Genomic DNA, 18,754 nt, shown 5'->3' with positions numbered 1-18,754 from the left:
TTGATCGCTGGATCGACGGCCCCCGTGGCGGGTTGCCGTAACCGAAAGATTCACATCGGGTGAAAGGCGCATATCGACGCGAGCAACCGCCGAGCCCACCCGTTACGCTAGGGCATCGTGCTGTCAGTTGTCCCCAGTCCCATCACCGTGCGGGCACCGTCCAAGGTGAACCTCCATCTCGGCGTCGGTGACCTGCGCGCGGACGGCTTTCACGACCTGACGACGGTCTTCCAGGCGCTCTCGCTCAGCGATGACCTGGAGATCGCCCCCGCCGCCTCGCTCGCGGTGCGGGTGTCCGGCGAGGGCGCCGCGCAGGTGCCGACCGACCGCACCAATCTGGTGTGGAAAGCGGCCGTTCGCCTCGCGCATCTGGCGGGTCGCGCGCCGCTGGTGGAAATCGCCATCGCCAAGGGCATTCCGGTGGCCGGCGGCATGGCGGGTGGCAGTGCCGACGCCGCAGCGACCCTGGTCGGCCTCAACGAGCTGTGGGACCTCGGGCTGGGCCGCGAGGAACTGGCCGCGATCGCCGCCGAACTCGGCAGTGACGTCCCGTTCGCACTGCACGGCGGTACCGCGCTCGGCACCGGACGCGGCGAGCGCCTGCTTCCGGTGCTGTCCCGCAACACCTTTCACTGGGTGCTCGCCCTGGCCAAGGTCGGCTTGTCCACGCCCGCGGTATTCGCCGAACTGGACCGGCTGCGCGCCAACGGCGCCCCGCCCCGGCTCGGTGAACCCCAGCAATTGATGCAGGCCTTGGCCTTCGGCGATCCGAAACAGCTCGCCCCGCTGCTGGGTAACGACCTGCAGGCGGCGGCGCTGTCGTTGCAGCCGGAGTTGCGGCGTACGCTGCGCGCCGGCGTCGATGCCGGCGCGCTGGCGGGCTTGGTCTCCGGTTCCGGTCCCACCTGCGCATTCCTTTGTGCGAGCGAGGAATCCGCGGTGGCGGTGGCGGCCGAACTGGCCGGCGCGGGTGTGTGCCGCAGCGTGCGCACCGCCAGCGGGCCGGTCGCGGGTGCCCGGGTGCTCAACAGCGAGCCGCCCGGAAAGCACTGATCAGGCGATCACGTCGGCGAGCCGGTCGATCTGGTCGGCGTCGTCGCCGTAGCAGTAGAGCATGACCTCGTCGGCGCCCAGATCCGCGAATTGCTTGATCGCCGAGCGGATGTCGTCGGGGGTGGTGAGCATGCCGGCGACCATGTAGTCGGCGCGACCGCTGAATTCGTAGTAGGCACCCATGGCGGCACAGGCGGCATCGATCAGGTGCCGATCGCCGAGTGCGACGTTGACCTGGGCGACGATGCGCGGCGCGCCGGGGCGGCCGTGCTCGGTCCAGGAGCGCCGGGCGGTGTCGAAGAGGCCACCGGCCCAGGACGGCGCGGCGGCGGCGAGAAGTCCGCCACCCCAACGACCTACGCGGTCGATCGCGGCGGGTTGGAAGCCGCCGAAGAGCAATTCGGGCCCGTCGGACTGCGCCGGGGCGGGACCGATCGGGCCGCAGCCGGCGCCGTAGGGTGCGCCGGACCAGACGCGGCGCAGCACGTCCAGCTGTTCGTCCAGGCGGCGGCCACGGGTACGCAGGTCGGTGCCGGAGGCGAGGTGGTCGTCCGCGCGGCCGCCGACGCCGAGGCCGAGCACGAAGCGGCCGCCGGACATGCGATCGAGGGTGGCCGTCTGTTTGGCGAGCAGTGCGGGCTCGCGCAGCGGCGCGAGGAGCACCTCGGTCTGCAGCTTGATGCGGCTGGTTGCGCCGGCGAGCGCGGCCAGTGCGACGAGGGGTTCCGGATTGTCGTAGACGAGCCGATCGAGCAGGCCGAGGGTGCTGAACGGGCCGGCGTCGGCGCGCCTGGCCCAGCCGAGCAGTGCCGCGGGATCGGAAATGGGCAGGCCGAGACCGACATGCATGGGAGAACCTCCAGGAGGGAACGCGAATGGATCGAGCCGCCCTCGCACACCTCGCCTGGCGAGGTGGGGCTCCTCTCTGCGGCTGTACTTCCAGGGAGCCCAAGCTGAACTAACCTTGTTCGTGACGAACGCTGTTCGTATTCGAATGTAGGCGAACGCCGTTCGTTGCGCAACCCCCGCGGACCGCTCAGCTGGTCGAGGCCCGTGCGGACGCGCTCAGTACCCTGGCTCAGGGCGGTATCAGTCCCGCCCCCGCGCAGCCCGGAAGGATCCATGTCCAACCTGATCAACCTCGAGCAAGTCTCCAAGAGCTTCGGGATCACCCCGCTGCTCGACAACGTGTCACTCGGCGTGCACGCGGGCGAGCGCATCGGGGTCGTCGGTCTGAACGGAGGTGGCAAGACCACCTTGCTCGAGGTGCTCACCGGCCTGGAGCCGCCGGACAGCGGCCGGGTCAGCCGGGTCGGCGGACTGCGGCTCGCGGTGGTGACGCAGCGCGGCGTACTGCCGCCGGGCGCGACGGTCGGTTCGGTGGTGCTGGCGGGACTGGCCGACGACTTGAACGGGGTAGCGGGCGGGCCGGACGAGGTCGCCGAACACGAGTGGGCCGCGAATCCGCGAATCCGCTCGGTGCTGGAGGGCATCGGCATCGCCGGGCTCGGCTTGCAGACCTCGATCGACAACCTGTCCGGTGGTGAGCGGCGCCGCGTCGCGCTGGCCGCTGCCCTGGTCCGCGACCTCGACCTGCTCGTGCTCGACGAACCGACCAACCACCTCGACGTCGAGGGCGTGCAGTGGCTGGCCGCGCATCTGCTCGAACGCCGCAGCGCGCTGGTCGTGGTGACCCACGATCGCTGGTTCCTCGACACCGTCGCCACCGACACCTGGGAGGTGGTCGGCGGCAAGGTCGAAAGCTACGAGGGCGGCTACGGCGACTGGATCTTCGCCCGCGCCGAACGGGCCAGGCAGGCCGATGCCAGCGAGGCGCGGCGCAGCAATCTGGCGCGCAAGGAACTGGCCTGGCTGCGCCGCGGCGCGAAGGCCCGGACCTCCAAGCCGCGCTACCGGGTGGAGGCGGCCGAGGCACTGATCGCCGACGTGCCGCCGCCGCGCGACAGCGTCTCGCTGGCCGCGTTCGCGCGCAAGCGCCTCGGTCGCGTCGTCATCGAGCTCGAGGACACCACCCTCACCACGCCGGACGGCCGGGAGTTGGTGCGCGACTTGACCTGGCGGCTCGCGCCGGGCGAGCGGGTCGGTCTGGTCGGGGTGAACGGTTCCGGCAAGACGACGCTGCTGCGCACCCTGGCCGGAGACACCGAACCGGCCGCGGGCAAGCGGATTCAGGGTCAGACGGTGCAGATCGGCTGGCTGCGGCAGGAACTCGACGATCTGCCGACCGATATGTGGGTGCTGGAAGCGGTGCAGCAGGTGGCGCAGCGAATCATGCTGGGCGACAAGGAGATCTCGGCCGGTCAGCTGGCCGAGCGACTCGGCTTCAGCCCGGCGCGCCAGCGCACCCCGGTCGGTGACCTCTCCGGTGGTGAGCGGCGCAGGCTGCAATTGACCCGCATCCTGATGGCCGAGCCGAACGTGCTGCTGCTCGACGAGCCGACCAACGACCTGGACATCGACACCCTGCAGCAGCTGGAAGACCTGCTCGACAACTGGGCGGGCACCCTCGTGGTGATCAGTCACGACCGCTATCTGATCGAGCGTATCTGCGACACGACCTGGGCGCTGTTCGGCGACGGCAAACTCACCAACCTGCCCGGCGGGATCGACGAGTATCTGAAAAAGCGTGCGGCGCAGGGGCAGAGCGCCACGCGCACGGCCGACAAGCCAGGCGCGCCGGTGACCGACGCCGCCGCGCAGCGCGCGGCCCGCAAGGAGCTGTCCCGGCTGGAGCGCGCCATCGAGAAATTCGACGAACGCGAGCAGCGCCTGCACACCGCGCTCGCCGACGCCGCCACCGACCCGGACAAGCTCGTCACGCTCAATGCCGAACTCAAGCAGGTGGTGGCGGACAAGGAAGCCGCCGAGGAACGCTGGATGGAGCTGGCTGAGGACGTTTAGCCCGGCGGCACACCCCTCGCAGCGGCGGATAGCTACTGCGAGGCGGTGACGAGCTGTGCGCGGCTAGTGGCCGGCGGCGCGATCGTCGGACACGACGACCGGAATGCAGGTGCGCACGAAGTCCGCGCCGAACCCGGTGAGCACGACACTGCGGTAGCTCACCTTGGTGCCGAATCCGGAGCGCTTCAACAGCTCTCGCACCGGTGCCTGGGCTTCCAGCAGCTGATAGCGGTTCGGATTGCCGACCGGTTCGCGGGTGTGCTCGACCAGGCCGAGCCTGCGCAGGTTGGTCAGGTACTGCTGGATCCGATTCGGGAAGCGCAGTCCGGCCTGCTCGCCGATCAGCGTCAGCATGGAGCCGAGCCGTTCCGCGCCCAGCCGCGGGCGGCCGGTGCGGATATCGATCGACGGTTGCGGGCCGTCCATGTGCAGGAAGCGCAGGATGCGGGCCTCGTCGGGGGTCAGCTCGGCGAGCATGCCCGCGAAGGCCGGATGGTTCTCGTCCTCGCCGTGCGTGCTCGCCGACAGGCGCAGCAGCGCCGCGCCCTGCTCGCGCAGCGTCGGAACGGGTTGTCCGGCAGGCTCGTTCGGCGCCTCCGGCAGCCCGAGCGCGCGGCGCACCCGGTCGCGCACCTCGGATTCGGCCTCGGCCAGCACTTCTCGCGGAGGTACGCCCTGAATGCTGCGCTGGACGACGGTCGCGCCGACGCCGACCGCGGTGCCGACGCTCCACGCGGTCACGCCGGTCAGCGCGCTCCAGGTGACCCGTGCGACGCCGGTGGCCGCACGCACGGTGGCCACGGGATAGGAGACGCGCGAAGGGGATTCGTCGCGGCGTAAGACCTCGCTGTCCGGCCGTCGCGCGAGTTCCGTGGACGCCGGGGCGACCTCGGGGTGGTGCTCGGCGGCCCCGGCATCGTCGCCGGGTCCGGGTTTCGCTACAGCCATGTGGTCGCCACTCCTGTTCCGAAGATCAGGATATGAGCGTATCCGGCGAAGAGTCCCAACACGCCGCCATGCAGAAAAAGCAGCCACTCATCTTGTTTGATGGCCGAGCGCAGCATGTCCACGAAGTCCGGCGGTTTCAGCGCCGCCATCTGCTTGGCGATGTACTGGTTGATATGCCTGCCCTGGCGCACGTTGAACTCCGGATCGGCGAACGCGATCGGGGCGATGGTCATGGCCTCGGTGGTCAGCGTGGACTGCAGCGCATCGTATTCGCGGCTGCCGAGCATGAACTTGACGGCCGGCCGGGCCGGGCCGAGCGCGCGGTCCGCGGCGGGGCGCAGCGTGTCCTCGAGCATCTGCATGGTCCGGTCCGAGCGCGGTCCGTTGAGCAGTTCGTCGCCGATGTTGGCGACGGTCATCACCTGACTGGACACCAATTCGGCGTAGCCGTCGGTGATCTCGGACTGGCGCTTGATCAGCAGCCCTTGCCGCCACGGGCACCACCACTTCGGGTACGCGGGCGCGAAGATCATATTGATGCCGACCCAGTTGACCACCCAGCCGATGATCACGCCGCCGATCGGCAATACGACCAGGGTCGACCATCCGGTCAGGTGCAGCACGGCGACCACGATCGCGCCCATCGGCGCGCCGAAGAAAAAGCCGAAGTTGATCATGAACCGCAGCTCTTTTGCGCCGAGTACCTGGAACAGCGTGTTGAGCAGTTGCGGCCGGGCCTGGAAGTAGCGAATCACCATCTGCTTCACATCGAGCAGTTGATCAATATTCGCGCCCAATTCATCTGTGAGCTCGCGCAGAATATCCGGCAGTTGCTGCTTGACCCGCGCGTGCACCATCTCGCGGACTTGGGTCGGCAGGTTGTACCAGAGCTGTGGATGTTCCCGTTTGAGAATTTCTTCGACGATGTCCTGGATCTGTTCGTCGGCGATGCTGGCGAGATGTTCGGCGAGCTTGTCCGGCTCCAGTTCGCGGTAGAAGTCGGCGACGCTGCCCAGTTTGGCCAGACCCTTGTCGACGGCGATGCTCGCCATCTTGTCCGCACGCGAGGGCACGATGCCCTGCCAGCCGAATCGCCCGTCATAACTCAGCAGCGGCAGCACTTGAATTCGTTTGGGCAGGAAGGGGTACAGCGCGCGAAGTCCGGGTAGTCGCACCCCATGGAACGCGATCGGCCGGAACAGCATCAGCACGCCGGTCCAGTTGGTTATGTACCCGATGACCCCGGTAAAAAGTGGGATCGTCAATAGCTCGAGCAGGATTGTCGGGTGGATTCCGAACACGCTCTCTAACACGACACCCTCCTGCCGACACTCCGGTGACCGCCGCCTCACCGGAACATCAAAGTAGCACCCTGTCGGCATCGGGACTCTATTGTGGCGAGACCGACCGGATCCGCTCGCGCGGGTGGCTCCGCGGTGAACCGCGCCGAGATATCGGTCACAGTGTTTGTCGGCAATGCCGCGCCTGCCCGGTCCTACCGCGACAATGACCAACGACACAGGGGGCAGTAATCTGTGGGGCGGATTCGTTCACCTGGCGATATCGGAGTAGACGTGGCAAACGACAGGACCGGACAGGACATCGCTCGAGCCGGTTCCCGCGCTGTGGAGCGCAGCTCTGATGTCGAACAGCGGCAGATCAGCAACGAGGCCCGGCTGATTCGCGGGGTGTTCCGGGCCGCAGGTCTGGCGGCGGGCACCGTGGTGCGCGGCGGGCAGTGGGCGGTCGGCACCACCTACGAGGTCACCAAGGAGATCACCCAGGCCGCGCTGGACGGCGAATCCTCCGCCGATATCGCCGAGCGGACCGGAAATGCGTTGCGCTCCATAGCTCGTAGCGCGCTCGGTGTCACCGAGGGGTCGGTGCGCGAGATCGTCAGCTACGTGCCGACGCCGAACGGGCCGGGCAATCACAGCGGCGCGCAGCAGCAAGCCCTCGCCGTCGGTTCCTACCTGCGTTCGGCGAGCACCGACGAGCTGCGCCGGCGCGGCGACGCGCTGCTCGCCCGCTCCGCGGACGTCTACTTCACCGAGGACGTGCACCCGGCCTACGACCGCATCCTGGACGAACTGGCGCCCGACGAGGCGCGCATCCTGCGCTTCATGGCGCAGAACGGCCCGCAGCCCTCGGTCGACGTGCGCACCAACCGGCCGCTCGGCATCGGCTCGGAACTGGTGCAGGGCGATCTCACCTCGGTGCCGGAGCAGGCGGGCGTGCGCTACCCGGATCGCTCCCGCCCCTACCTGATCAACCTCAATCGGCTGGGCCTGACCCTGATCTCCGAGGACCCGGTCGTGCTGAGCCGGTACATGGTGCTCGAGGTGCAGCCGGTGGTGGAGGCCGCGCTGAAGAAAGCGGGCCGCGCGCCCAAGATCGTGCGCAAGAGTTTGCGCCTCACCGAATTCGGCGAGGACTTCTGCCGCACCTGCTTCACCATCGCGAACTGACCCCGGCAGGTCCTGACTCCACCCCCGAAGGGCGGGCTACGTCGGAATCTCCGACGAAGAGTGATAGCGATCTGATACAAATCCTTTAAGTCGTGAAGTCGTGTGGCTTCGGATGGGATTGTTGAAGGATGGAGCAGGGAACCGACGGGCAGGGCCGCGGCGACCCGGGGGCGGGCGTGGCCGATGGGCGGGAGCCGAGTGCCCCTGGAACGGGCGGTGCGGTATCGGACGACATCGCCGCGATCAACAGATTGAAGTTCCGCTATCTACGCACTCTCGACACGAAATCTTGGGATGAGTTCGCGGACACCATGATTCCCGAGGCCACCGCCACCTACAGCGAATATCTGCAATTCGAATCGCGCGACGCGTTCCTGGCTTTCATGCGCAACACCCTCGGTCCGCACGTCATCACCGAGCATCGCTGCGATCACCCCGAGATCGACGTCGACGGCGACACCGCCACCGGGACCTGGTATCTCGCCGACACCGTGCTCATCCCCGGGCACAACATGCTGCTGCGCGGTGCGGCCTTCTACTCCGACGAATACGTGCGCTGCGCCGACGGCCGCTGGCGCATCTCGCACACCGGCTACGAGCGCACCTACGAGGTGGTGCTGTCGCTGAGCGATCTGCCGAGCCTGCGCCTCACGTCGAGCAGGTGGGGGCTCATCTCCAGGGAAGAGGGCGTCATCTCCGCGGTGGAACGCGATCCGGAGGCGACGCCCGAACCCGAGGCGGGCTGACGGAGCGCGCTCAGTCCGCGGTCGCGACCAGCGGCTCCAGCGTCAGCTTCGGGAATTCCTTCTCGATGTACTGCAGCCGCCACTTGTCGCTGAACAGCGCGAGCAGCGCACCGTCGCTGCGGGTGAACACCTCGACCCCGCGCTGCCTGCCGAGCTCGTCCGCGGAGGCGGCGTCGGTGCGCCGGGCCAGCGTGTAGGGCAGGTTCTCCATCCGGGTCTCGACGCTGAACTCGGTCGTCATCCGGGCGGTGACCACCTCGAACTGCATCGGGCCGACCGCCGCGAGCACCGGCGCGGCGTCGCCGCGAATGTCGTTGCGCAGCACCTGTACGACGCCCTCGGAATCGAGCTGGTCGATGGCCTTGCGGAACTGCTTGTACTTGCCCGCGCTCGCCGCCCGCAGCACGGCGAAATGTTCCGGCGCGAAGGACGGGATCGGCGGGAACTCCACCTTCTTGTCCACGAACAGGGTGTGGCCGGGGGCGAGCGCGGTCGCGTTCACCAGGCCGACCACGTCGCCGGGGTAGGCGGTGTCGACGGTGGTGCGCTCCCGGCCGAACACGGTCAACGCGTATTTGGTCGCGAACGGGCGGCCGGTCTGCGCGTGCGTCACCACCATGCCGCGCTCGAATTCACCCGACACGATGCGCATGAAGGCGAGCCGGTCCCGGTGCGCGGCGTCCATGCCGGCCTGCACCTTGAACACCACCGCGCTGAACGGTTCGGTGGTCGCGCGCTCCTTGCCGTTCACATCGGTGCGCGCGCCGGGGGCGGGCGCCAGCGAGACCAGGGTCTCCAGCAGTTGGCGCACACCGAAGTTCAACATCGCCGAGGCGTAGATGACCGGGGAGGTCTGGCCGGCGAGGAATAGTTCCTGATCGTGGTCCTGGCCGGTGGCCGAGAGCAGTTCGCTCTCCTCGACCGCGGTCGTCCACGCCTCGCCCTCGCGGGCCTCGGCCTGGGCGGGGGTCAGCGACTCTTCCGGCGCGATGGTCGCGCCGCCCGCGGTGCGGGTGAAGTGGATGTATTCGCGCGGCGCGCCTTCTTCGCCGCGGCGCAGCAGCCCGCGGAAGTCGCCCGCGATGCCGACCGGGAGGAACAGGGGCGTCGGGGTGAGCCCGATCCGTTCGTTGATCTCGTCGAGCAGTTCCAGCGGCGCCTGACCGGGGCGGTCCCACTTGTTGATCACGGTGATGACCGGGATGCCGCGGTGGCGGCACACCTGGAACAGCTTGAGCGTCTGCGGCTCCAGGCCCTTCGCGGCGTCGATCAGCATCACCGCGGCGTCGACGGCGGTGAGCACCCGGTAGGTGTCCTCGGAGAAGTCCGAGTGGCCGGGGGTGTCGACGAGGTTGATCACGCTGTCCTCGTCGGCGCCCTCGGCGCGGTAGTTGAACTGCAGCGCGGTCGAACTGACCGAGATGCCGCGCGCCTTCTCCATCTCCATCCAGTCCGAGACGGTGGAGCGGCGGCCCGCCTTGCCGTGGATCGCGCCCGCCTCGGAAATCATCCTGGCGTGCAGCGCGAGCGCTTCGGTGAGCGTCGACTTACCGGCGTCGGGGTGCGAGATCACCGCGAACGTGCGCCGTCGGGAAACCTCGGCGGGGAGACCCTCGGGGGAGGCGGTCAACGGAACAACCTTTCACAGACGACCTGATCGGCAACCGGTCCAATCTACGCGATCGGGCCGATCGCGACGCGACCCGCGTCCCGGAACCGCCCGGGTCACCCGATTCCGTCTGTGCATAACCCTTGCGGTATGGTGTCCGGGTTGTCTCGGCGAGGGTGACCGCAGACCTGATTTTGCGTTCACCGTGATCGACGCGGCGCGGCTTCCGGCCGTCCTCGTTCGCATCTTCTTGCCCCGACGAGTAGACCAACCAAGCCAGGGCGGAGAACAGTCCCTGGCGCACTGTTGACAGCCCGGAACCGCCGTAGGGAGTAGATCCAGTCATGTCCGACGCCAACCTTCTCGAAGCCGCCGTCCGCACCGAGTTCGGCAAGGGCGCCGCCCGCCGTACCCGCCGGGCCGGCAACGTGCCCGCCGTGCTGTACGGCCACCAGGCCGACCCGCAGCACCTGTCGGTCAACGCCCAGGCTTTCTCCGCGATCCTGCGCGAGCACGGCACCAACGCGGTGCTGAACCTGGTGATCGACGGCAAGAAGCAGCTCGCGCTGACCAAATCCGTTGTGGTGCACCCGATCCGCCGGTACATCGAGCACGCCGACCTGCTCATCGTCAAGAAGGGCGAGAAGGTCAGCGCCGATGTGAACGTCGTCATCACCGGTGACGCCGCCTCCGGCACCCTGGTCACCCAGGACGCCACCACCATCTCCATCGAGGCCGACGCGCTGAACATCCCCGAGTCCATCGAGGTCTCGGTCGAGGGTGTCGAGGCGGGCACGCAGATCAACGCGGGCGAGCTCACGCTGCCCAAGGGCGTCACCCTGAACGTGGACGCCGAGACCCTCATCGTGAACGTGATCGCCGCGCCGCAGGCCGAGGCCGAGGCTGGCGACGAGGCCGAGGGCGAAGCAGCGAGCGCCGAGTAAGTACTGCTGGATCAGGTCATTCGATGACCGACTCCGTGACCGGGCCCGCGCTCGTGGTCGGACTGGGTAACCCCGGGACCGAATACGAGCGCACCCGGCACAACGTGGGGTTCCTGGTCGCCGACGTGCTCGCGGAGCGCGTCGGCGGCCGTTTCGGTGTGCACAAGAAGTCCGGCGCCGACCTGTTGCAGGCCCGGCTCGACGGCCGCCAGGTGCTCATCGCCAAGCCGCGGACCTTCATGAATCTGTCCGGCCGGCCGGTCGCGGCGCTGGCGAAGTTCTTCTCCGTGCCGCCCACCGAGGTGATCGTCGTGCACGACGAGCTCGACCTCCCGTTCGGCGAGATCCGGCTCAAGCGCGGCGGTGGCGAGGGCGGCCACAACGGCCTGCGTTCCGTCTCCAGTGCGCTGACCACCAAGGATTATCTGCGCACGCGGATCGGCATCGGCCGGCCGCCGGGGCGCCAGGACCCCGCCGATTACGTGCTCAAGCCGTTCGCGACGCCGGAGCGCAAGGAGATTCCGGTGATCGTCGAGCAGGCCGCCGACGCCGTCGAGCTGTTGCTCCGGGTCGGCCTGGAAGCCGCGCAGAACCGCGTGCACTGAGGTCGGCGGCGCGAATTCACCACGCCGCCAACGCTGTTCGATCGTCGGCCGGTAGCAGGCCTCAGCGCAGATGGACCGCGGTCGCGGCGCGGCGCAGCTTGCCCGACGACGTCTTGGGCAGCGCGCCGGGGCCGAGCACGGCGACGGTGCGCGGGCGGGCGCCGACCTCGGAGAACACCGCGTGCACGATCTCGCGTTCGATCCGCTTGACCTCTTCGGCATTCTGGTAGTCGTTGCTCTCCACCACCACGGCGAAGCTCTCCCGCTTCTGCCCGGCGTCCAACCGCACCGCCACCGCGTTGCCCGGACGCACACCGGCCACCCGGGTGGCGGCGCGTTCGATATCGGTGGGATAGATGTTGCGTCCGCCCATGATGACGACGTCCTTGATCCGGCCGCACACCACGATCAAGCCCTCATCGGTGAAGTAACCGATGTCGCCGGTGTCCAGCCAGCCCGCGGCGTCCTGTGCGGGGCGGAAGCCGTCGACCGTGACGTAGCCGGAAGTGACTGCGGGGCCCCGTAATTCGATGACGCCGACGGAACGGGACGGCAGCGGCTGGCGTTCGGCGTCGACCACCCGGCCCTCCAGATGATCGACCAGGTAGCCCAGTGTCGGCAGCCTGCGCACGTTGCCGTGGTGGGAATGTTCGTCGGGCACCGGCACCGCCTTGCCGAGCGCTTCCAGCAGATCGGCGTCGATGACGTCGACGACCTGACCCCGGCCGGGATCCGGAATCGACACGGCGAGTGTGGTTTCCGCCATGCCGTACACCGGTGTGAGCGCCATCGGGTTGAGCCCGAAGCGTTTACCGGCGGCGGCCAGCGCCTCCATCGTGTCCGGGTCGACCGGTTCCGCGCCGTTCCACATGTAGCGCACACTGCTGAGATCGAGGCCGCCGTCGTCGGCCTGCTTGAGCCGGCGCGCCAGCAGCGAGTACGCGAAATTCGGTGCGGCGGTGACTGTTCCGCGGTACTTGGTGATCAGCTCGGCCCACAGCAGCGGCCGCTTGAGGAAGTCGATCGGCGTCACGCAGACCACCTCGGCGCCGATTTGCATGGGGACGCTGAGGAATCCGACCATGCCCATGTCGTGGAACAGCGGCAGCCAGCTGATCATCACGTCGTCGTCGAGCTGGAACTTCACCCGATCGAACATGGCGTAGGCGTTCACGAAGAAGTTGCCGTGCGTGATCCGCACCGCCTTGGGCGATCCGGTGGAACCGGAGGTCAACTGCTGCAACGCGATATCGTCCTCGGTGGTCGGCACCGGATCGGTGTCGGTGCCGTCGTGCAGCTGATCGATGCGCACCACGGTGATGCCGCGCTCGCGCAGGATCGGCTCGGCCGCCTCGAACGGCGCGCCGAGCACCACCGCGCGCGCCTCGATCATGGTCAGCACGGTTTCGGTGTCGCGGGCCCAGACGACCAGATCGGTGCGCGGGGTCGGCTGATGCAGCATGGTGATCGACGCGCCGCGCATCCAGATCGCCTGGCAGGCGGGGGCGATGTCGACCGGCATCCCCGCGAGCACGCCGACCGCGTCCCCGTGCCCGATGCCCGCCGCCGCGAGGCCGCCGGCCATCCTTCTGGCGATCCGATGGATCTCGCCCCAGCTCCGGCGCAGCGGTGCCTCCGGTTCACCGGTCACCAGCCCCCGGCTCGACGCCTGCGCCGTCGCATACATCTCGTCGGTGAACCTGCTCAACGTCTACTCCCTCATCACCGGCTCCGGCCGCCTGCCGGCCTGCACCCCACTATCCCGCCATTCCCGCGTGGCGTTAACCCTTTCCAGCGTGTCGGCGGTTGCTGGAGTGTCGCGGGTCGGCGTGCGGGCTCAGCGGAAGGTGGCGGCGTACTGGTCGACGTAGTGCCGGCCGGAGCGTGCGGCCATCTCCCGCATCAACTCGTCGGTCGCGGTACGCGCGGCGCGGTGCTGGTCGGCGGGCAGGTAGTAGCGCGGGGCGCCGAAGCTGATCCGCACCTTGCCGAAGCGGGGGAGCCGGGCGCCACGGGGGTTGACGCGGTCGGTGCCGGAAAGCACGACCGGGATCACCGGTGCGCCGGTCGCCATCGCGACCCGCAGGGTGCCGGTGCGACCGCGGTAGACGCGCCCGTCCGGAGAACGGGTGCCCTCGGGATGAATCGCCCAGACACCGCCGGATTCCAGGATCCGGGTCGCGGCGGCCAGCGCGTCGGCCGCGGCGCTGCCGCCGGTCCGGTTCACCGGCACCTGCCCGGAGACCGAGAAGAACCAGCGCTGGCAGCGCCCGCGCAGGCCGGTGCCGGTGAAGTACTCCTGCTTGGCCAGGAAGGTGGCGCGCCGCGGCAGCACGAGGGCCAGGTACAGCGAGTCGATCACCGCGAGGTGGTTGGCCGCGATGATCACCGGCCCGGTGCGCGGAACCTGGTCCAGCCCTTCGATTTCGGGCCTACCCAGCACCCGCAATACGGGGCCGAGGAAGACGTACTTGAAGAGCCAGTACCACACGAAGACCTCCTGGAAGATTTGGTAGACATTGTCTACCGCACGATAGTAGACAGTGTCTACGCCCGAAGTAGGGAGAATGGATGCGATCCGTAGACAATGTCTGCATGGTCGAGACTCAGCCGCTGCGGGAACGCCTGGTCGACGCGGGCGTCGACCTGCTCGAAGAGGTGGGCGCGGCGCAATTGGGACTTCGGGCGATCACGCGGGCCGCCGGTGTCTCACATGGGGCACCGCGCCGGCATTTCCCGACCCACCGTGCGCTGCTGGCGGCCGTCGCGGCCCGCGGCTTCGCCGATCTCATCGACCGCTTCGCGGCCGTGGACGTGGACTCCGCGCCGACGCGCGAGCGGCTGGCGCGGATGAGCGTGGCCTACGTCGAGTTCGCGGGCGAGCGGCCGGAGATGTTCACCCTGATGTTCCGCCACGATCTGCTGGAGGGTTCCGGGGAGAACCTGCGCGGGACCACGCTGCCGCTGTACGGGCGGTTCGCGGCGCTGGTCGGCGCGGCGGGGCCCGGTGCGGCCGATCCGGCGCAGCGGGCGATCGCGCTGTGGACCAACCTGCACGGGATCGCCGCACTGCGGGCCAATCGCAGTCTGGCGCTGGTGGGCCCGACGGTCGACGTGCGTGCACTGGTCGACCGCGCGCTGGATCTGCACCTGTCCTGAACATCGTTGCGGCGCAAGGCCACCGAGCCGCCGACTACAGGTCGGCGACCGCGGCGACGAACCTGTCCAGTTCCGCGAAGCTCACGAAGTAGTGCGCAGACGCGCGGACAACGGAGGCCAGTCCGCGCGCCGTCATGTCCAGCAGGGTGGAACCGGCGTGGCTCACCGTCACGGTGATGTCGCGCTCGGCGAGCCGGTCGCGCACGGCGATCGGCTCGTGGCCGTCGACGGTGAACGACACCGTGCCGCTGTGCCGAATGCCGATGTCGCGCACCGTGACTCCGGGAATCTCCGGCAGCGCCTTGCGTAGATACGCCGAGCGTTCGGCGACGGCCGCGTACACGTTCTCGGGACCGAGCTCGAGCAGATAGCGCACCGCGGCGCCGAGGCCGAGCCGCGCGGCGACATCGCACTCCCAGAACTCGAAACGGCTCGCGTCGGGCGCGAGCCGGTATTCGTCCGGACCGGACCACTGCGCGCTGTGCAGGTCGAGTCGCTGCGGTTCCAGGGAGGTGGCCAATTCCGGTCGGACATAAAGGAATCCGGTGCCGCGCGGGCCGCGCAGCCATTTGCGCCCGGTGGCCGAGAGCGCGTCCACGTCCCACGCGGTGACGTCGATCGGCAGCTGCCCGGTCGACTGGCAGGCGTCCAGCAGCACCAGCGCACCCACCGACCGCGCGATCCGGGTCGCCTCGGCGACCGGGTTGACCAGGCCGCCGTTGGTGGGCACGTGCAGCAGCGAGACCAGCCGCACCCGCTCGTCGACCAGCGCGGTCAGCGCGTCGAGATCGATCTGCCCGGTGTGGTCGCTGGGAATCGTCTCGACCGTGGCCCCGCTCGCGCGGGCGCGCTGCAGCGCCGCGATGGCGTTGCTCGCGTAGTCGGCCTCGGAGATCAGGATGCGATCGCCCGGGGCCAGCGGGATCGCGTAGAAGAAGTCGGCCCAGGACCGAGAGGCGCTGTCGCTCAACGCGATACTGGCCGGCGCGGCGTTGATGAGCGCGCCGATCGCGGTTTTCACGTCCGCGAGATCGTCGAGCCGCTCGTTCGCCGCGCGATAGCCACCGATCTCGGATTCGCGCCGCAGATGGGCGATGACGGTGTCCAGGACGACCCGCGGCGGCAGCGACGAGCCGGCACTGTCGAGGAAGACCTGCCCCGGTTCGGCGCCGGGGGCGCAACCGGGTGTATCGGCTCGGACGCGATCATGATCCAGCATGCCTGCGACAGTAGTTGGCGTGACCGCGCGGCCTGGTGGGCGCCGTATTCAGATTTCCGTCAGATTCTTGTCGGTGCCCCTCGCTACTCTGGAGAGATCGCAACGCGCGGGGCACGACACCACAACGTCGCGATAACAGCACAACGGCGGACACGAAACCACAGCGCTCGGATCCACACTGGAGGTTGGTATGGCGGTCACGCTGGAACACTCGGAGCTGGTCAGCCGCGTAAGCCACGATCCGGAGCTCGGTTCGCGAGCCGCCGCCGAGGCCTATATCGGGGGTGTCTGTTTCAAGCAGGGGCCACCCGCGCTGATCGGCGCCGAACTGGAATGGCTCACCGTGCAGGGTGAGTGTTCGACGTCAGGCCCCTCGGCCGCCCCGCGTCCGCAGCTGACTGCCCTTGCGGATGCCCTCGGACCCTACGCACCACGGTCCATCGCCCCCGATTCTCCGGCGCTAGCGTTGCCAGGGGGCAGCCGGGTCACCATCGAACCCGGTGGTCAGATCGAATTGTCCAGCGCACCGTTCGCTGATGCCGCGCAGCTGTGTCTTTCGCTTCGCGACGATGCCCGCCGATTGCGGGAACTCCTCGAATCCCGGTCCATCCGGACCGTTTCCGTTGCCGCCGACGCGGACCGCAGACCCAAACGCCTACTCCAGCTGCCGCGCTATCGCGCCATGGAACAGACATTCAGCGGGATCGGCCCCTACGGCAAACTCATGATGTGCAATACCGCGGCGACCCAGGTCGCGGTGGACGCCGGCGCCGATCGGGCCGAGATCGCCGCCCGCTGGACGGCACTGTATGCCGTCGGTCCGGCGTTGCTGGCCGCCTTCGCCTGCTCGCCCACGTTGCGCGGGGCCCCGCCGGGGGAGTGGGCCTCGCAGCGCATGCGGGCCTGGCTGCGCCTGGACAACGCCAGGACCCGGCCCCCGCTGATGGATTGGGCCGATCCGATCCGTGGCTACAGCAGATGGGCGCTCGACGTGCCGCTGCTGTGCGTCCGAAGACCCGACGACGACGTGCCCGCCGGCAACGGCCACCGCACCGACACCGGCTGGTTGCCGCCGCCCGGCGCGACCTTCGCCGACTGGCTCTCCGGCGCCTTGGACGACGAGGTGGGCCGCAGGCCCGGCCGCCACGATCTCGACTATCACCTCACCACGCTCTTCCCGCCGGTCCGCGCCGCCGGCTACCTGGAGGTCCGCTATCTCGACGCGCAGCCCGGTGACGCCTGGGCCGTGCCGATCCATGTCGTCGACGCACTGATGTCCGCGGAAACGGTGGTGGCCGCGGCGACCGCGGTCGCCGCGCCGCTGGCCGGACATTGGCTGGACGCCGCCCGATATGGCCTGGCCGACCCCGACATCCGGTCGGTGGCGGTCGAACTGCTCACCCTCGCCGCGGCGCACGCGCGCAGCGCCGAGGCCGCCCGGCTGATCGAATTCGCCGCGCGACGATGTCGCAGCGGCCGCCCACCCACCGCGGCGGATGCCGCGGTCAGCACAGAGGTAGGCGGTCGAGGAGCACCCCGGTGATCCGGACGTGTCCGCGACACGGTGGCCCGGCGGGCGGCCTGCCGCCGCCCGGCCACGCCCACACGTATCCGACTCCCGACCAGAGCGGGGCTCGCGTGGCCCCGCGCGCGCTCGCGTCCGGCCGCACCGCGGTCGGCGCGCGGCCGACAGGAACCAACCCCGGAGACCTACCGTGACCGTCCATTACCTGCCCTCCGCCGACAATTCCGGCGCCGAACGACTACGCGATCGGATCGCCGAGGTGCTCGCCCGGGCCCGGCGCCGCACCCTCGCCCTGACCGACTGCATCGACGAAGCCGAACTGGTGGCACAACATTCGCGATTGATGAGCCCGCTGGTGTGGGACCTCGCGCACATCGGTAACCAGGAAGAGCTGTGGCTGGTCCGCGATGTCGGCGGTCGCGACGCCGTCCGCGCCGATATCGACGAACTCTACGACGCGTTCAAACACGCCAGGGCGAACCGCCCCACGCTGCCCCTGCTGGATCCGGCACAGGCGCGCGACTACGTCGGCACCGTGCGCGACAAGGTGTGGGATGTGCTGGACCGCAGCGACTTACGCGGTGCACCGCTGGTGGACCGCGGCTTCGCGTTCGGCATGATCGCCCAGCACGAGCAGCAGCACGACGAGACCATGCTGGCCACCCATCAGCTGCGCACCGGCGCGCCGGTGCTGCGGGCGCGCGCGGTGCCCACCGTCGCCGCCCCCGTCGGCGGTGAAGTCGTCGTGCCCGCAGGCGAATTCACCATGGGCACCGACACCGAACCGTGGGCCCTGGACAACGAGCGCCCCGCGCACCGGATTCGGCTGCCCGGCTTCGCGATCGACGCGGCCCTGGTGACCAATGAGCAGTACCTCGCCTTCCTCGACGACGGTGGCTACGACCGTCCCGAGCTGTGGTCGGAGCGGGGCTGGGCCCATCGCCAGGAGGCGGAACTGACCGCGCCGCAGTTCTGGGAGCGCGATCCGGCCGGGCACTGGTGGCGGCGGGTGTTCGGCGTGATGACGCCGTTGCGGCCGCATCAGCCGGTGGTGCATGTCTGCTGGTTCGAGGCCGAGGCCTACGCGAACTGGGCGGGCAAACGCCTGCCGACCGAGGCGGAATGGGAGAAAGCCGCGCGATACGACCCGGCCACCGGCGCCGAACGCCGATTCCCCTGGGGCGATACCGAACCCGACGAGCACACCGCGAATCTCGGTCAGCGTCACCTGGAACCGGCCGATGTCGGCGCCTACCCGGAGGGCGCGACGCCCGCCGGGGTGCACCAGCTGATCGGTGACGTCTGGGAATGGACGTCCTCGGGCTTCGACCCGTATCCGGGGTTCCGCGCGTTCCCCTACCGCGAGTACTCCGAGGTCTTCTTCGGCGGTGACTACCGGGTGCTGCGCGGCGGTTCGTTCGGCACCGATCCGGTGGCCTGCCGCAGCACTTTCCGCAACTGGGACCACCCGATCCGGCGGCAGATCTTCGCCGGTTTCCGGCTGGCCCGCGACCTGCGCGCCGGAGAAGGCGCGTGAGCGCGGCACGGCCGGCGGG

16 protein-coding genes are annotated in these 18,754 nt (G+C 69.2%); 9 read left to right on the top strand and 7 right to left on the bottom strand.

The features are described from left to right. The first annotated feature begins 117 nt into the window (after positions 1 to 117). Positions 118 to 1,053: a 4-(cytidine 5'-diphospho)-2-C-methyl-D-erythritol kinase gene (locus NVU01S_RS23715; RefSeq protein WP_043671798.1), complete on the top strand. Its 936-nt coding sequence runs from the start codon at positions 118 to 120 to the stop codon at positions 1,051 to 1,053. Here the strand turns inward: NVU01S_RS23715 and NVU01S_RS23710 are convergent, their stop codons facing one another. Continuing rightward, entirely contained in the window at positions 1,054 to 1,902 is an 849-nt protein-coding gene (locus NVU01S_RS23710) for an LLM class flavin-dependent oxidoreductase (RefSeq protein ID WP_043671796.1), read from the bottom strand. 273 nt (positions 1,903 to 2,175) lie between these two features. Here NVU01S_RS23710 and NVU01S_RS23705 point away from each other — a divergent pair, with 273 nt between their 5' ends. Then, entirely contained in the window at positions 2,176 to 3,975 is a 1,800-nt protein-coding gene (locus NVU01S_RS23705) for an ABC-F family ATP-binding cassette domain-containing protein (RefSeq protein WP_043671793.1), read from the top strand. A 63-nt stretch (positions 3,976 to 4,038) separates the two neighbouring features. Here the strand turns inward: NVU01S_RS23705 and NVU01S_RS23700 are convergent, their stop codons facing one another. Further along, on the bottom strand, positions 4,039 to 4,923 hold the full coding sequence (locus tag NVU01S_RS23700; RefSeq protein WP_043671790.1) for an Abi-alpha family protein: 885 nt from the start codon (positions 4,921 to 4,923) through the stop codon (positions 4,039 to 4,041). Beyond that, the gene (locus NVU01S_RS23695; protein WP_244467279.1) at positions 4,914 to 6,305 is read right to left on the bottom strand and encodes a DUF445 domain-containing protein; all 1,392 of its coding nucleotides are present in this window, start codon (positions 6,303 to 6,305) and stop codon (positions 4,914 to 4,916) included. The genes NVU01S_RS23700 and NVU01S_RS23695 overlap by 10 nt, the downstream gene beginning before the upstream one ends. A gap of 192 nt (positions 6,306 to 6,497) precedes the next feature. Between NVU01S_RS23695 and NVU01S_RS44965 the strand changes: the two genes are divergently transcribed. Continuing rightward, on the top strand, positions 6,498 to 7,391 hold the full coding sequence (locus NVU01S_RS44965) for an Abi-alpha family protein (protein WP_081868957.1): 894 nt from the start codon (positions 6,498 to 6,500) through the stop codon (positions 7,389 to 7,391). Positions 7,392 to 7,519: 128 nt separating this feature from the next. Further along, positions 7,520 to 8,137, top strand: a complete 618-nt coding sequence (locus tag NVU01S_RS23685) for a nuclear transport factor 2 family protein (protein ID WP_244467278.1) — start codon at positions 7,520 to 7,522, stop codon at positions 8,135 to 8,137. 10 nt (positions 8,138 to 8,147) lie between these two features. On the opposite strand, the gene NVU01S_RS23680 is transcribed toward NVU01S_RS23685, so the two are convergent. Then, positions 8,148 to 9,767, bottom strand: coding sequence for a peptide chain release factor 3 (locus NVU01S_RS23680; RefSeq protein ID WP_043671787.1), 1,620 nt, complete (start codon positions 9,765 to 9,767; stop codon positions 8,148 to 8,150). A 323-nt stretch (positions 9,768 to 10,090) separates the two neighbouring features. Here NVU01S_RS23680 and NVU01S_RS23675 point away from each other — a divergent pair, with 323 nt between their 5' ends. Further along, positions 10,091 to 10,690 (top strand): 50S ribosomal protein L25/general stress protein Ctc, encoded by a 600-nt coding sequence (locus NVU01S_RS23675; RefSeq protein ID WP_043671784.1) that lies wholly within the window; start codon positions 10,091 to 10,093, stop codon positions 10,688 to 10,690. A 23-nt stretch (positions 10,691 to 10,713) separates the two neighbouring features. Then, positions 10,714 to 11,295, top strand: coding sequence for an aminoacyl-tRNA hydrolase (gene pth, locus NVU01S_RS23670; RefSeq protein ID WP_014988202.1), 582 nt, complete (start codon positions 10,714 to 10,716; stop codon positions 11,293 to 11,295). 61 nt (positions 11,296 to 11,356) lie between these two features. On the opposite strand, the gene NVU01S_RS23665 is transcribed toward pth, so the two are convergent. Further along, positions 11,357 to 13,003 carry a fatty acyl-AMP ligase gene (locus NVU01S_RS23665; protein ID WP_043671781.1) on the bottom strand — a complete coding sequence of 549 codons (1,647 nt, stop codon included), beginning with the start codon at positions 13,001 to 13,003 and terminating at the stop codon, positions 11,357 to 11,359. Between the two features lie 129 nt (positions 13,004 to 13,132). Beyond that, positions 13,133 to 13,786, bottom strand: coding sequence for a lysophospholipid acyltransferase family protein (locus tag NVU01S_RS23660; RefSeq protein WP_043671779.1), 654 nt, complete (start codon positions 13,784 to 13,786; stop codon positions 13,133 to 13,135). Between the two features lie 104 nt (positions 13,787 to 13,890). Between NVU01S_RS23660 and NVU01S_RS23655 the strand changes: the two genes are divergently transcribed. Further along, the gene (locus NVU01S_RS23655; RefSeq protein WP_043671776.1) at positions 13,891 to 14,454 is read left to right on the top strand and encodes a TetR/AcrR family transcriptional regulator; all 564 of its coding nucleotides are present in this window, start codon (positions 13,891 to 13,893) and stop codon (positions 14,452 to 14,454) included. 34 nt (positions 14,455 to 14,488) lie between these two features. Here the strand turns inward: NVU01S_RS23655 and NVU01S_RS23650 are convergent, their stop codons facing one another. After that, positions 14,489 to 15,673, bottom strand: a complete 1,185-nt coding sequence (locus tag NVU01S_RS23650; RefSeq protein ID WP_043671773.1) for an aminotransferase class V-fold PLP-dependent enzyme — start codon at positions 15,671 to 15,673, stop codon at positions 14,489 to 14,491. 190 nt (positions 15,674 to 15,863) lie between these two features. Here NVU01S_RS23650 and egtA point away from each other — a divergent pair, with 190 nt between their 5' ends. Together egtA and egtB are read left to right on the top strand one after the other, a co-directional pair. Next, a complete protein-coding gene (gene egtA / locus NVU01S_RS23645; RefSeq protein ID WP_043671770.1) occupies positions 15,864 to 17,216 on the top strand; it encodes an ergothioneine biosynthesis glutamate--cysteine ligase EgtA in 1,353 nt (450 codons plus the stop codon). Positions 17,217 to 17,388: 172 nt separating this feature from the next. Further along, positions 17,389 to 18,735 (top strand): ergothioneine biosynthesis protein EgtB, encoded by a 1,347-nt coding sequence (egtB, locus tag NVU01S_RS23640; protein WP_052280682.1) that lies wholly within the window; start codon positions 17,389 to 17,391, stop codon positions 18,733 to 18,735. The last annotated feature ends 19 nt before the right edge of the window (positions 18,736 to 18,754 follow it).

This window comes from Nocardia vulneris (assembly GCF_001613425.1).
GTDB lineage: Bacteria > Actinomycetota > Actinomycetes > Mycobacteriales > Mycobacteriaceae > Nocardia > Nocardia vulneris.
This window is presented reverse-complemented; position numbering and strand designations above follow the sequence as displayed.